Source organism: Streptomyces sp. NPDC058880, assembly GCF_042742535.1.
Lineage (GTDB): Bacteria > Actinomycetota > Actinomycetes > Streptomycetales > Streptomycetaceae > Streptomyces.
In genome coordinates, this window is record NZ_JBHYMC010000034.1 from 1 (window position 1) to 13,931 (window position 13,931).

Below are 13,931 nucleotides of genomic sequence, written 5' to 3' on the forward strand. Positions count from 1 at the left end.
GCCCCCGCTGAGAGCAAGGCCCACGCCAGTAACCCACTTCCCCTCCTCACGCTCCACTGGAAGCAGGCTACGGGAGATCTCAAACGCGGTCTGAGGCGCAGGCGGCGGCAGTAGCGAAGGACGGCCCTTTGGCGCCGAGGTCAAGGGCGACTTCTCCTGATGCCGTGTCCGGCAGGCTGCGGGGCAACGCCAGGGGTGACACCCGGGAGGGATGGCCGTCAAGGAGTTGGGAGAACTCGCCGTTGTAGTTCTGCATGCTGTTGGAGGCGGTACCCAGGACGACGCCGACGCGTTCACCATTCCACGTCCGCGAGTCCAGTTGGCTGTCCATGACCGCTGCGCGGGCCGCGATCAGAGCGAAGTGACCGAAGCGATCCAGTCGCCTGGCACGAGAACGGCCGAACATTGCGGCGGCGTCGAAGGCCGGGACCTGGCAGGAGAAGTCGCTGGGCAGCCCGGACAGACGCGGATCCCGAGTGGCCAATGACCGCCCCTGGCACAGCGCAGACCAGTTGTCCTGGACGGTGAGTCCGGCCGGCGTGACGAGACCGATGCCGGTCACCGCGATGGCGTCAGCGCGCATGCTCGGCACCCTGACGTGGGGGGGCGAATGGCCGAGCCGAAAGGACGGTGATTGCCTCAAGAAGTCCGCCGCGATGCCGGCAAAGACGATCACGGCCCATACCGGCGTCCGAGCCTGAGCCGTCCCATACGCTGGGCGTACGGGTCAGTTGCCTCGAAAGCTTCATATCTGGTGCGGTGACCCTCAGCGCAGTGGCTCTCATACGGCCGCTCCGTCGGGCTCAGTCGAACCCTGGGCGGAGTGGATGTGTCGGTCGAGGGCAGCGGCGACATCCCCGACGGTCAGAGCCGAGCTGAGGTCTACGCCGAGTTCGGAAAGCGTCACGCCCAGCCTTTGATGGACTACCACCAGCATTTCCATCAGGCCCAAGGAATCCAGCCCGAGGCTTTCGAAGGTAACGTGCGGAGTCAGCATGGTGGTATCGACATCGTCGAAGTGCGTGGACAAGAGGTCGCGGATCGTCTCGAAGCCGTTCGCATACGGGGCCATGGTGACGTTCTTCCAAACAGGGCAGGTGGCCGGAGCCACGGAGGGTGACGGTGGGTGTTAGAGGCGAAGGGCGAGAGTACCGAGGCTGACCCCGCTCGCCATGCCCAGGAGCACCACCGGGTCACCGGGATGCAGACGCCCAGCCTCGACCTCCAAGGCGAGTTGCATGGGCAGGGTGGCGGCCGCAGTGTTTCCGTGGGTTTGGATCGTGGTGGACACCCGTGAGGCGGGAATATCAAGCGATGCCAGGATCCGGTCGGTCCAGCGCTGCGTCGGAAGGTGCATGAAAAATCGGGCGACATCGTCGAATGACATCCCGATAGCAGGCTCCACGACCCTCCTGTCGATGGCAAGAGAGCGACCCGCTCGCATCATGGCTTCCAAGCTGTTGGTCCATTCCCACTCCGGCGCGGAGGGAATAGGGATGACGGTGGCGCCCCAAGCCTTGGACTGCGCGAAGAAGCGCGCGCCGAGGATGCCTGGTTCGGCGGCGGCTTCGATCCACATCGCCGCCCCGGCATCCGACATGGTGTAGCTGACCATGGCGTGCGCGAACTCTCTGGGCGTCGCGACGCACAGGCGTCTGGTCTTCTGCCAGGTCTCACCACAGCACAACAGGATGCGTTCATACGCACCCGTCCGGATCAGCGCATCGGCGACCTCGAGGCCGTTGAGGAAACTGTTGCAGGCGTTCTTCACGTCGAATACCGGGCACTGTGCGCCGAGCTTGGACGCCACAATGTGCGCGGTCGCAGGCTCGAGGACATCCAACGAGGTCGCGGCGAAGATGATGAGATCTGCGTCCTGAATGCTCTGCCCGGTTTCGGCAAGAAGCTTCTGGGCGGCGGCGACCGCAAGGTCTGACGGACACTCATCCGGCGGACTGATGTACCGGTGTTCCACGCCGGTCACACTCTCAATCGATCCAGCAGGAACGGCGAAGCCCGGGCTTTTCCGGGCGATTTCCTCCTCAAGGTCGGTTGTCGAGATCCGCTTCTCGGGAAGATAAGCGGAAACTCCTGCCAGACGACTGAACCGGGGCGCGTTCACACTGGAAACATATCGGGCTGCATCGCACTCCGTGGGATTCGCGCGGCGCTCAGATCGTGCGCCCAGACCGGTTCACCCGAACGGCCCCCACTCATGTCCATGAGCGGTCCGGCAAAGGCCAGCAACCCGACTTCCGAACAACAGCTACCCGGGACCCGACCCCAAAGCAGCGAGCCCTGCTTGCCTTCCCTACACCTGGGCGAGTGAATCCAGGCGCCAACCGTTGTGTTGGCCGTCAGCACCGCGAACGCCCGCACCAGAGTGCTCCCCGGAAGGGTCCTCAGCAGCGCGTGAACACGGGAGTAGACCATGGACACCCGCCCGACAACGGCGCCGCCCGAAGGCACATCCCACGACGTCGCCCGGCGGCTGCTGCAGGCATCTCCACCGCCCGACTCCCAGACTTCCGTCACATGGGACACGACCGCCCCGGATGATGCCTGGTACTGCGTGCCCGAGCGCCTGTCGCTCTTCGGAACACCACTGTGGCAGCGCATGAACGACAAACAGCGCCGGGAGACGTCCCGCCGTGAACTCGCCAGCATGATGGGCTTGGCTCTGTGGTCCGAGCTCCTTTTGATGGAGACCTTCGCTCGGCACCTCACCCGACGCGACCCCAAGGACCCCCGCACCCAATACGCACTGACCGAAATCTCCGAAGAGGCCCGGCACTCCGCCATGTTCAGCAAACTCCTGGACCGGCTCGACTGCCCCGACTACCGCCCCCCAGCGGCACTCCACCGGGCAGCGGCGTGCTTCCTGCCGTCCCGCGACGACCTCACATTCGCCACACCGCTGATCTTCGAAGAAGTCCTCGACCGCTTCCAACGTGAGGCGGCCCGCGACGAACGGGTCCACCCACTCGTCCGCCAGGTATGTCAAATCCACGTCGCCGAAGAAGCCCGGCATATCACCTTCGCGCGTTCCGCCATGCGGGACGCGGTCAGACGCACCTCACCCGCACGCCTTGCCGTTCAACGGCAACGGATGGGTGTGCGCGCCATGGCAGCCACCAGGCTCCTGGTCAACACCCACGTCTATCGCGACATGGGCCTGGACCCACGCGCCGCCCGCAGCCAGGTACGCGCCAACCCACACTTCCGAGAGACGCTGCTGTGGAGCGGAGCCAAGGTCGTTCCCTTCCTCACAGACATCGGCATGATCACATCGACGGAAAGGCACTGGTGGAGGCACGCTGGCCTTCTCCAGTAGGCCCCGGCCCGGGCCGGCACGACGCCGCGGGCGCCGCCCGAGTGCCAGTAGCTCATCGAGTACACGGGCCGCCTGTTCGCCACCGCGGCACTGCTGGTCGCCGCAAGCATGGGCGCGCTGATGCTCGCCCGGACCAGCCTCCTGGTGGTGCTGGGCGCGACGATGACGGCCATCGTCCTCATCGACGCCACCGTCGTACGGGGCGTCCTGGTCCCCGCGTTCACGCAACTGGCCGGTTGGGCGACCTGGTGGTCACGGCCAACGCCCGGCCGGGCAGCGCCCGCCACGACTCCCACACCCGCCGAAGCACGGAACCCGTAACCGCAGCAACGACATGACTCTCCATGGCTTCTGACCCGCTCTTGCAGTGTGGCAGTGCCGAGATGCCAACCAGGCGCTGCTGCCACCGTGGTAAAAGTCGTCCGCCACGGCGAGGAACGAAGCGCTTGCTCCAGGGGCCTGCGATAAATCTGCACAAAACACCCTGATCGCGCTGGTTGTGCCGCCCTTTGAGGTAGGAGTTCCCATGTCACGTCTGCTCGCTCGTGCCGCTCTGCTCGCCGCCACGGCCGCCCTGGCCTGCAGCGGACCCGTATACGCGGCTGCAGCCGCCCCGACAGCTCTGCCCTGCCCGCCTCCGCGCACACCGACGGCACTCGTCCCGTTGGGCTGCCCGTGCAACCTTATCGGGCAGCGTGGCCTGGTGCCGAACTCCGTGTGCACACGCGTCGGCAACTCTGGTACCGGTATCATGTTGTGCCGCGCAGGTTACGCCCCGGCCTTGAACGGCACGGTGTGCCGGCAGACTGAGCCTGCGTAGAACGCCTGCAGGGCGCCGAGAACCCGTCTGGGGCGACTAGGCCGTGTTTTAGGAAGCGCGGGCGGCCAGCCACTTGGTGAGGTCGCCCGCGATGCGGTCGTTGCTGGTCTCGACGGTCACGTCGTGTTCGCGGCGGGTGGTGTCGCGGCGGACGATCTCGTATCCGCCCTCGTCCAGGACGGCGACTGAGGCGAACCAGGCGGGGTCGTCTTGGTCGGGCTGGATGACGACGAAGGTGTTGTCGAAGTCGTTGAGGTCGCCGATCAGCATGAACAGGGCGTCCTCGGACGGGTCGTCGACGTGATCGCCGTTCTCGCTGTCGGCGCAGTAGTACCTGGCGGTCACTGAACCCTCCCCATGCGTGTGCTGCCCAATGCCGTGATCAGGATGGCATGACCGTGCGGGCGACCGCTGGTCACAGCCACTGGTGGATCGCCGCTATCTGGACCGTCGCCTCGAACCGGACGGCGAGCTTGTCATACCGGGTCGCGACCGCCCGGTGCTGCTTGAGGCGGCTGATCCCGCACTCGACCGCGTGGCGGGCCTTGTAGTCCTCCCGGTCGAAGGCCGGCGGTCGGCCACCGGCGCGGCCACGGCGCTTGCGGTTGCGGACCTGGTCGGCCGGCTCGGCGATGGTGCAGCGGATCCCGCGTCTGCGCAGGTAGGCACGGTTGGCGCGCGAGGAGTACGCCTTGTCACCACGTACCCGCAGCGGCTTGCGCCTGGGACGGCCACCGCCGACCTTGGGCACCCGGATCGCTTCGAGGACCGGCTCGAACTGCGGACTGTCACCCCGCTGCCCCGCCGTGACCAGCAACGACAACGGCTTCTGCCCCTGCTCGCACGCCAGATGGATCTTCGTGGAGAACCCGCCCCGCGACCGGCCCAGCCCGTGATCCTCCGGCTCGACCCCGAGACCGCCGGGCGGCTCCTTCTGCCCGGACCCGTCCCGGCGGGCACCAGCAGCATGCTGATGGGCTCTGCAGACCGTGGAGTCGACGTTCACCTCCCAGGTGATGAGCCCGGCCGCATCAGCCCTCGCCTGCAACAGGGTGAGAATCCGGGCCCACACACCCTCGCGCTGCCAACGGCGAAAGAGCCCGTAAACCGTCTGCCAGGGCCCGTACTCGTGCGGCAGATCACGCCACGGAACACCCGTCCGAACCCGCCACCGAACTCCATTGACCAACCGCCGCCGGTTCCCCGACCTGCGGCTCACACCCGCCGCAGGCAGCAACGACTCCAGCACCGACCACTGCTCATCAGAAAGATCCCCACGCCCCACACCATGATCATCACGGCGCGAGGCGTGAACCGGAACCCCGATCTAAAACACGGCCTAGGGCGAGCGCCGCCTGCCCCGCGTACGCCAGGAGGGGTTCCAGCTCGTCCTCGGTGAAGGCGGGCTCTCCCGGGAAGCGTGCGAGCAGCATGACCCCCCAGCTGTCCAGGCCCTCGGTCCCCATCGGGACGACCACGGCGGGCCCGAGTCCGCCCGCCACCTGCGCGTCGGACGCGTACGGTTCGTCGTCCGACGGCGCGGCCGCGGCGACGGGCCGTGCCAGGACGTACGCCGCTCCGGAAAGCGTCCCCTCCAACGGGACGACCAGCCCTTGCCGGGTCTCTCGGTCCCCTCGCAGGGAGAACTCGACGACCAGGCTGTCGGTGCCGGGGACGGGCCCGGCGATGTCCGCGATCTCGGACCCGGTGATCTCCTGCGCCCGGCGGGCGATCAGCGCCAGCACCTCGGCCCGGGACCTGCCGGCCAGCAGGCTCTCGGTGATCTCCGCGTTGGCCCTGAGCCAGCGCTGCTGGCGCTGCGCGGCCTCGTACAGCCGAGCGTTGTCGATGGCCACGCCCGCCGCGACGGACAGCGTCGTGATCACGGCCTCGTCCTCGGCGTCGAAGTCCGCTCCGCCGCGCTTCTCGGTCAGGTAGAGATTGCCGAACACCTCCTGGCGCACCAGGATCGGTGCACCGAGGAAGGTCCGCATCGGCGGATGGTGGGCCGGGAAGCCGTGGGAGGAGGAGTGCGTGCCGAGGTCGCTCAGCCGCAGCGACTCGGGGTGGCGGATGATCTCGCCCAGCAGTCCGTGGCCCGCAGGGTAGGGGCCGATCGCGGCGACCTCGTCCTCGGCGAGCCCCACCGTGAGGAACTGTGAGAGCTTGCGACCGTCGGGGCGATGGCCCCCAAGGCGCCGTACTCGGCATCCACGAGGAGGGCCGCCGCCTCCACGATGCGTCGCAGGACCTGCGCCAGTTCCAGTTCGCGCCCGACGGCCACGACCGCCTCGAGCAGGCTGTGCACCCGGTCCCGGGTTCCGCGTACGGCGTCGATCCGCGCCTGGAGCTCGTCCAGCAACTCGTCCAACCGCATCCTCGGCACCCGTGCCGACACGGCCCCCGTGCCCAACCCAGCATCTCGTACAGGTCCCACGGGCACCAGGGCATCGAGGTGCGAGCGCCGGCCGGGCACCGCTCCCCCGACCCGCCGTGCGGAGGGAAGGGGCCGTTTGGCCCTGTCCGGCCCCGGCCCCGCGTCGATCATGGGGTGGTTGCCGGGAAGCGCCGCGGGTCCCCCGTCCGCGGCCCTTCCCGGTTCGTCATGTGTACGGCCGACACGAAGGTTGTCTGCTGACCTCCAGCATCCACTTGAGCTCCTCTCGCCGCACCAGCCACAGCCCCGAGAACATGACTACCCTGCGCAACCCCGCCATCGACACCCTGCGAGGCACCGGATACACCGGCATCCCGGCCGGCCTGCGCGAGGCCTCCTCCGCACCGCACAGCCGGCCGCTCGACCTACTCAGCCTGTCCCGACCAGCACAGACGCCAAACCGCCCCGACTATGAATCAGCCCTGCTCCAGGGGCTCCCGCGGAACTCTCACAGATGACCATTTCTGCGAGCAGGAAACGCGACGGCCTCCGCCGAGGAGGCGACTCCCGGAGGCGCACCACGCAGGGAGAGCTCCGATGCGACCGGACATTTCTCCACGCCAAACCTGTCCGAGGGGGCGCCGAGAGGTGTGCCGCACGGGAGAGGTGAACCCCTGTGACATGGTTTGCTCCGAATGATCCGTTAACCACGTTGCCGGGGCTATGCGAGGCGTTCCTGCCGTAGCTACGGTCAATTGCATGAGCACCCAAGGTGGAAGCCAGTTCGATACGGCAGCAGATGCCTACGAGGCATCGGCCGGCGACCTCCCCGTCCGCCCCCACATTGAGCATCCCTCCATCCGCGCACTCTGCGGCGACCTCACCGGAAAGCTCGCCCTCGACCTCGGCTGCGGCACGGGAATGTACAGCCGCAACCTCAAACAGTGGGGCGCCCAGCAGGTGATCGGCGCCGACATCTCCCTCGGGATGCTGGAGCGTGCCCGGGAGATCGAGAACGCGAGCCCGCTCGGCATCACCTACCTCCACCGTGACCTCAGGGAGGAGTGCCAGTGTGATCCACGGTTCGCCGACATCGCCGGGAACATCGACCTCGTCCTCGCTGTCTACGTGCTGTGCTACGCCACCAGCCGGGAGGACCTGACCGCGATGTGCCGCACCGCGCGGGCCGACCTGAAGCCGGGCGGCCGGTTCATCGCACCGGTCCTGAACCCCGACTACGCCGACGCAGCGGACTTCCCCCGCTTCTACGACGCCTACAACTTCTCCCTGACCGGTGTCGGGCCGACGGAGGAAGGCCGCACCGTCAGCCTGGACGCCTGGTTCCCCAAGGAATCCGGCATCGCCCCTGTCCACGTGGACGCCGTCTGGTGGACGAAGCAGACTTACGAGCAGGCGCTCCGGGCAGCGGGCTTCGAGACCGTCACCTGGCACGAGATGCAGGTGACCGGCCAGGGCGTGGCCGACAAGGGCAGAGAGTACTGGGTCAACTACCTCGCCCGGCCGCACGCCCTGGTCATCGAGGCGTCCTAGAGTGTGCCGGGTTCTGTTGGAGGCGGGGGACGGCACCCCGATCGAACGCGGCGAGTCGGTGATGTGGGGGGTCTCCCCGTTCAACTCGTTCTACTCGTCCGCCACCATCCGGTGCCTGATCCACTGGTCCGTACCCCGCTTCGACCGCGTCTACGTCCTGCTCGCGGGCCCGGAGGCGGCTCGCCGGTTCATCTCCGCAGGGATGGCACCACGCAAGGCAGTGGCCAAGGTGATGACTCAGGTCCACCAGCAGCGCCGCGCCGCCCAACGGGCTATAAGAACAGCCGGGTACGCCCACTCGGACCGGGACGTCATCGTCTGGTCGCGCCTCGCCGGGAACGCTCGCTACCTCGAACTGCGCTCCCTGATCCGTCAGGCCTACGAGACGGAACCCAACGTCAGGGAGGTAGTGCGCGCCACCACGGAACTGGCGCTGGCCGCGGCCGCCGGCGGCCGGTCCGCGGCCGAGGTGGTCGACGCGAATGTGGACTACGTCTTCGCGGAGACCCCGGTCGTCCTCGACGCAGCGGCCCTGCTGAGCCACGACCACACCGTGTTCGCCTACCACCGGCGCTTCCCGCTCTTCGACTACCTCGCCACCGGTGCGGTGCCTGCCCTGGCACCAGGTCCGGGACAGGTCTACGCCCAGCTGACTCTCACCCCGGAGGCTCCTCATGCAGTGCCCTGCGAGCCACTCGGCCATCGACTACCCCCTCCCGACCGGTGAACACGGCGGACCGTCGCCGCTGTTCGAGTCTCTGCGCCGCGACCATCCCCTGGTAAAAGTCCGGACATCAACCGGACAGATGGTGTGGCTGGCGACCCGGCACGCTGATATCACGCGGATCGTCACCGATCGCCGCTTCTCCCGTGACCTGACCCTCGGCGGGACCGTGCCGCTGCCACGGGACGACTTCAACGGTGTGCCGGGCGGGATCTTCAACCTCGATCCACCCGACCACACCAGAGTGCGACGCGTCCTGCAACGACACTTCTCTCCCGCCGCAGCAGCCGCACTCGAACCGGTGGTGGCCTCACATGCCCACCGCCTCATCGACACAATGTCCCAAGGGCCCAACCCAGCCGATCTGGTCGCCGCCTACGGTCGGCCGCTCGCTCTGCACATGGCGTGCGAGGTGATGCACGTTCCGGTGGAACAGCGTGTGCGGATCGTCGGGGATCTCCGGGTCCAGATGGACACCACAGCCGACTCCGTACTGGTGGGCGCCTCTACCGAACGGCTGCTGTGCTTCACCGACCAGATCCTGACCGACCCGCCGGAAGCCGGGCCCATCGGCTCCCTCGTTCAGGCCCATGCCGAGAACATGATCAGTGCCGAGGAACTACGAGGGACGGTGATGTACCTGTTCCTGACCTCCGCCGAACCTGTCATGGGCCCCACCGCCACCGCCGTGCACACACTGACCAGGCACCCGGAGGTCCTGCGCCAACTCCAGAACGGTACGAACGGGAACGAGCTGTGGGACGAGACGGTGTGGGAACTGTTGCGCTACCACCACAACTCCAACTCCTCCATGCCACGCGTCGCACTGGAAGACGTCACCATCACCGACGTCACCATCCGCCGGGGCGAGCACGTCGTCACCCCCTTCGGAGCCGCCGCCAACGACCCGGCCCACTTCAAGACACCGCATAAGTTCCGTACCGGACGTGCGGCTTCTGAGGACCCACAGGTCACCTTCGGGTCCGGACCGCACTTCTGCCTCGGCGTGAACATCGCCCGCATGTATCTACGCACCGCCCTGCGCACGCTTTGGGATCGTCTTCCCAATCTCACCCTGGCGGTCAAACACCAGGACGTGGCGTGGGAGCCGCGCGAGTTCTTGTTCACACGACCGGCCGAACTCCCCGTCGCCTGGTAGCCGGGACGCACCTGCCGGCTCGTTCATCAAGCGCCCCTCCCAACAGCCGGAGGACTGCTCGCAGGTGTCTGGACCCCAGCAGACCGCCGATGGCGCCGCGCCCCTTGCTGCTGGCCTCCGACATGAAGCGAACTTCATAGCCGAGGGTGATCGTCGGAGCACCGAGGCCCGCATCGCCCTCGCCGCCCGCGGCGTCCGCGACACAGGCGCAGGCTCCATGATGCTCGCCCGCATCGACCGCGAAGAGCCCTACTACACCCCAGGAGGCCGCCCAAGACCTCCAGCGCGACTGCGGCGTCGGCATCGAGCCCGCCCTTCAAGAAGAGATCGACACGGAGTGGATCTGGGGTAACCACCGCATGACCCACCTGACCCGCGGCGGACAGGGCGGGCAACCGCGTGTCTCCGCTACTGGCACAGGGCTCCGATAGGACTGTCGAGCCCTCGCCTCCGGTTCTGCGAGGATGGCATCTGACCAGGTCAGGTGGCGCGCGCCAGGTAAGATGCATCTCTTCGCTTATCGGATGACTTCGGAGGATAATGTGGGGGATTCGCCGGAGAGGGGGCCTGCGTCGATCGCAGAGGTCCGATTCACCTTCCTCAGTGGTGTCGAAGCGCTGCAGGGCGACCGACGACTGCCTCTGGGGCCCCCTCAGCGGAGAGCGGTGCTGTGCGCGCTGGCGTTCCGGCGCCGCCAGTGGGTATCCACCCAGAGCCTGCTCGCCGCCCTCTACGAGGGTTCCGCCCCGACAAGTGGTGTGGGTGTGATCCAGACGCATGTGGCCGGACTGCGCCGGGTCCTCGAACCGGAGCGAAGACCGAGGGCTGCCGGTACCGTGCTGCTGTCGGGGCACGGCGGCTACCAGCTGCGCATCGAGGACGATCAGACGGACCTGGGCGAGTTCGAGCAGGTGGTCACCGAGGGCAAGCACGCACGCGAGCACTCCGAGTGGCAGAAGGCCGAGCAGCTCTACGACCGAGCACTGCGGCTGTACCGCGGCGAACCCCTGGCCGGTATCCCCGGCCCGTATGCCGCCATGTGGCGCGCGACCTTGACCGAGCGCCGTCTGGCCGTCCTGGAGGACAGTCTCGATGTCGAGATCGCGCTCGGCCGGCACGACTCCGTGATCGACCGGCTGAGGGTGCTGACGACCGAGCACCCGTTGCGCGAACGCCCGCGTGCCCTCCTGATGCGCGCACTGCATCTGGCCGGCCGCCAGTCCGACGCACTGGAGGTCTACGCACGGACCCGGCGGCTCCTGATCGACGAACTGGGGGTCGACCCGGGCCCTGAGCTACGCGCCCTCCACAGCCGGATCCTGTCCCGGTCGCCGTCCGGCGCGTACGAGGAGACGTCTCCCGTCATCGTGACCGCCACGGCCCCCGCTGTCCTTCCGCCGGCACCGAAGCCCTCCGCCGAGGCCGCTCCATTGGTGGAGCGCGAGGACCAGCTCGCCGCGATCGTGACGCTCGCCGAGCGAGCGGCAGTCGCCGAGGGCGGCTTGGCCCTCGTGTCCGGCATCTACGGGCACGGCAAATCGCGATTCCTCGATGAAGCCGCTCGCCTGGTACCGGCCGCGCGGCGGCTCAACCTGCCGAGGAGCCCTTCCGTCGCGGACGCGCCCCTCGGTCTGCTCAACGCGATTCTGGACGGCATCGGTCGCGGAGCAGGTGACGGTCGTGCGGATTCGTCCGCTCTCCAGGCCCACGTCACGGACCACCGGCTGGCGGAGCAGATGATCGCCCTTCTGGTCGACAGTGCCGCAGGGGCCCCGTTGGTCCTCCTGGTGGACGATGTCCTGTGCATCGACGAGCGCTCGATGAAGGTCCTCACGCTGGTGGCACAGCGGCTGCGTTCCACACGCGTCCTCTTGGTGCTGGCGGTGGAGGACCGCCCCTGGGACCCGGAGGCGTACCGGCGGACTCTGGACCTGGGAAACGTCTCCTCGGCGACTCTGCACCTCGGCAGGCTCACCCGATCCGGGATCGCCGAGCTCGCGGCGGCTCGGGTGGACGCTCCTCACCTGCAGGAGTTCGCCCGGAGTGTCCATGAGGCGACAGCCGGTATCCCCAAGCTCGTCGTGGCGCTGATCGCGGACCTGTGTGCCCTGCCCGATGCCGACCTGCGGCGTGTGCCCGAGCACACCCCGGACGTCCGCTTCAAGCGGGCGATGGCGCTGATGCTGGACAACTACACGGACGACCGTGCCCTGTTGCTCCGAGCGATCGCGGTCCTGCACGAGTTTCAGCCGACGCCCCACGTACTCGCGGAGGTGTGCAAGGAGGCCGTGGCCGAGATTCAGGCCCGGTGCGAACGCCTGACGGCGATCGGCATCCTGTCCACGGCCGACCCCGCCCGCTTCCGGCACCCCCTGGTGCCCAACACCCTGCGCTGGCTCTGTTCGCCGGACGAGGACAGCCGGCTTCGGGTGGCAGCCGCGCGGTACTCCCTGAGCTCAGGGCACAGCGCCCGGCAGGCCGCCCGGTACCTGGACGCGCTGACGGGCACGCACTGGTCCTCCTGGACGACCGTCCTGGTGGACGCGGCCGACGAATGCCTTCGGCAGCACGCGGTCCGGGAGGCCATCCACCACCTCCAGGCGGCGCTCCGCATCGCCGGCCACGACCAGCGCGCCGCCGTGCTCGTCCAGCTCGGTCAGCTGGAGCTGTGGGTCAACCCCACCGCTTCGCTGACCCATCTCCACGAGGCACTCGAGGAACAACGTGCCGCGCGGAGGGCACCGACCGCGCTGATCCCCCTGGCCTGGACGATGGCGTCCAACCGTCGCGGCGGAGCCGCCCTCACCCTCATGGACGAAGTGATCGCCGAAACCGAACCGCGCGATCCGGCCGCGGCGGAGGCCGCTCGTGCCTCTGCCTGGATGGTGGCCGCGCTGACCCCCGAAAGCTGGGCCGTACATATCGAGCGGCTACGTGCGGCGCGAGCGTCAGGGGACCGGGCCGACGACCTGGTGACGAACGCCGTCCTCACCTGGGAGGACACGTACCAGGTGCGGTACAGCGCCGCGGAAGCGATGTCCCGTTTCCCCGCGGAGTGCCACCAGGACGGTGCGTGGGAGAAACTGCCGCGCGAAGTGGTGGGCATTCTGACGCACATCGCGAAATGGGCCGGGCAGTTCGCTCTCGCCGGACAGCTGAGCGATCTCCACGAGGACCGCTACTTCGGGACGATGGACATCTACCGACGCATCATGCGTTCCGAGGTCCACATGCGGGGCGGCGACTACCGGCGGGCCCTCGAGACATGCGCCCCCGTGGCCGGACTGTCCCTGGAGCAGGCGCCGCGCCGCCCGGCCGCACTGATCGCCCAGTACGCCCAGGCGCTCCTGGGTCTCGGCCAGGCGGACGAAGCCGAGAAGTGGCTCGACAGCGCGACGGAGCACGCCAACACCGAGACGTGGGAACTACCGGTGGTGAAGTGGGTACGCGGCCTGCTCCACTCCGCGCGCGGGCAGGCACACCAGGCGGCAGCCTGTTTCGTCGACTGTGGTCGTCGCAACGCTGCCTGGGGTCTGCACAATCCCGGGTACCTCGCCTGGCGCAGCTCCGCCGCCATGGAACTGCTCAAGACCGGTGAACGCGAGCGCGCCAGGGAGCTGGCGGCGGCCGAACTCGCGCTCGCACAGAGATGGGACACCGCCGTGTCGCTCGGTCGCGCCTGGCGGGCCGTCGCGCTGACGTCAGGTGACGACAGCACCCTGCCCCTGCTGGAACGGGCCGTCGGCCACCTGCGGAGCAGCGAGGCGGTGACCGAGCTGATCGCGGCCCTCATCGACCTGGCCCGTGCCCGCGCCGACCAGGACGACCACAGGCAAGCCCGCGAGCTCCTGCTGGAGGCTCGCGCGCTGTCCGAGCCCCGAGGGCTGGCCCTCTTCACCGCCGAGATCGACAGGATCCTGCGAGACCTGCCCCGTGTCGACTGAGTCACCCCACGTCGACACAGCG

The 13,931-nt window shown here is 68.2% G+C and carries 11 protein-coding genes and 1 pseudogene; 6 read left to right on the forward strand and 6 right to left on the reverse strand.

Going from position 1 to position 13,931, the window contains the following annotated elements; translation table 11 throughout:
* Window positions 1-79 precede the first annotated feature (79 nt).
* The 3 genes from ACFW2G_RS19890 to ACFW2G_RS19900 form a co-directional block, all read right to left on the reverse strand.
* On the reverse strand, window positions 80-583 hold the full coding sequence (locus ACFW2G_RS19890) for a beta-ketoacyl synthase N-terminal-like domain-containing protein (protein WP_384581630.1): 504 nt from the start codon (window positions 581-583) through the stop codon (window positions 80-82).
* 198 nt (window positions 584-781) lie between these two features.
* Window positions 782-1,111, reverse strand: coding sequence for an acyl carrier protein (locus ACFW2G_RS19895; protein WP_384452112.1), 330 nt, complete (start codon window positions 1,109-1,111; stop codon window positions 782-784).
* Window positions 1,112-1,129: 18 nt separating this feature from the next.
* Complete coding sequence (locus ACFW2G_RS19900) at window positions 1,130-2,122, reverse strand: 3-oxoacyl-ACP synthase III family protein (RefSeq protein ID WP_384452115.1); 993 nt, start codon at window positions 2,120-2,122, stop codon at window positions 1,130-1,132.
* Window positions 2,123-2,431: 309 nt separating this feature from the next.
* Between ACFW2G_RS19900 and ACFW2G_RS19905 the strand changes: the two genes are divergently transcribed.
* Window positions 2,432-3,334, forward strand: a complete 903-nt coding sequence (locus ACFW2G_RS19905) for a diiron oxygenase (RefSeq protein WP_384452118.1) — start codon at window positions 2,432-2,434, stop codon at window positions 3,332-3,334.
* Between the two features lie 72 nt (window positions 3,335-3,406).
* The gene (locus tag ACFW2G_RS19910) at window positions 3,407-3,655 is read left to right on the forward strand and encodes a hypothetical protein (protein ID WP_384452205.1); all 249 of its coding nucleotides are present in this window, start codon (window positions 3,407-3,409) and stop codon (window positions 3,653-3,655) included.
* A 547-nt stretch (window positions 3,656-4,202) separates the two neighbouring features.
* Here ACFW2G_RS19910 and ACFW2G_RS19915 read toward each other — a convergent pair.
* From ACFW2G_RS19915 to ACFW2G_RS19925, 3 genes and pseudogenes are all read right to left on the reverse strand, one after another.
* Window positions 4,203-4,499, reverse strand: a complete 297-nt coding sequence (locus tag ACFW2G_RS19915; RefSeq protein ID WP_384452120.1) for a hypothetical protein — start codon at window positions 4,497-4,499, stop codon at window positions 4,203-4,205.
* 70 nt (window positions 4,500-4,569) lie between these two features.
* Window positions 4,570-5,439 (reverse strand): IS5 family transposase, encoded by an 870-nt coding sequence (locus ACFW2G_RS19920; protein ID WP_384581628.1) that lies wholly within the window; start codon window positions 5,437-5,439, stop codon window positions 4,570-4,572.
* Between the two features lie 16 nt (window positions 5,440-5,455).
* Window positions 5,456-6,531: pseudogene (locus ACFW2G_RS19925) on the reverse strand (GAF domain-containing protein); the annotation flags it as partial.
* A 759-nt stretch (window positions 6,532-7,290) separates the two neighbouring features.
* Here ACFW2G_RS19925 and ACFW2G_RS19930 point away from each other — a divergent pair.
* From ACFW2G_RS19930 to ACFW2G_RS19945, 4 genes are all read left to right on the forward strand, one after another.
* Entirely contained in the window at window positions 7,291-8,082 is a 792-nt protein-coding gene (locus ACFW2G_RS19930) for a class I SAM-dependent DNA methyltransferase (RefSeq protein ID WP_384452123.1), read from the forward strand.
* Between the two features lies 1 nt (window position 8,083).
* On the forward strand, window positions 8,084-8,809 hold the full coding sequence (locus tag ACFW2G_RS19935; protein WP_384452126.1) for a tRNA-dependent cyclodipeptide synthase: 726 nt from the start codon (window positions 8,084-8,086) through the stop codon (window positions 8,807-8,809).
* Between the two features lie 79 nt (window positions 8,810-8,888).
* Entirely contained in the window at window positions 8,889-9,965 is a 1,077-nt protein-coding gene (locus ACFW2G_RS19940; protein WP_384452129.1) for a cytochrome P450, read from the forward strand.
* Window positions 9,966-10,729: 764 nt separating this feature from the next.
* A complete protein-coding gene (locus ACFW2G_RS19945) occupies window positions 10,730-13,909 on the forward strand; it encodes a BTAD domain-containing putative transcriptional regulator (RefSeq protein WP_384581626.1) in 3,180 nt (1,059 codons plus the stop codon).
* Window positions 13,910-13,931: the final 22 nt, after the last annotated feature.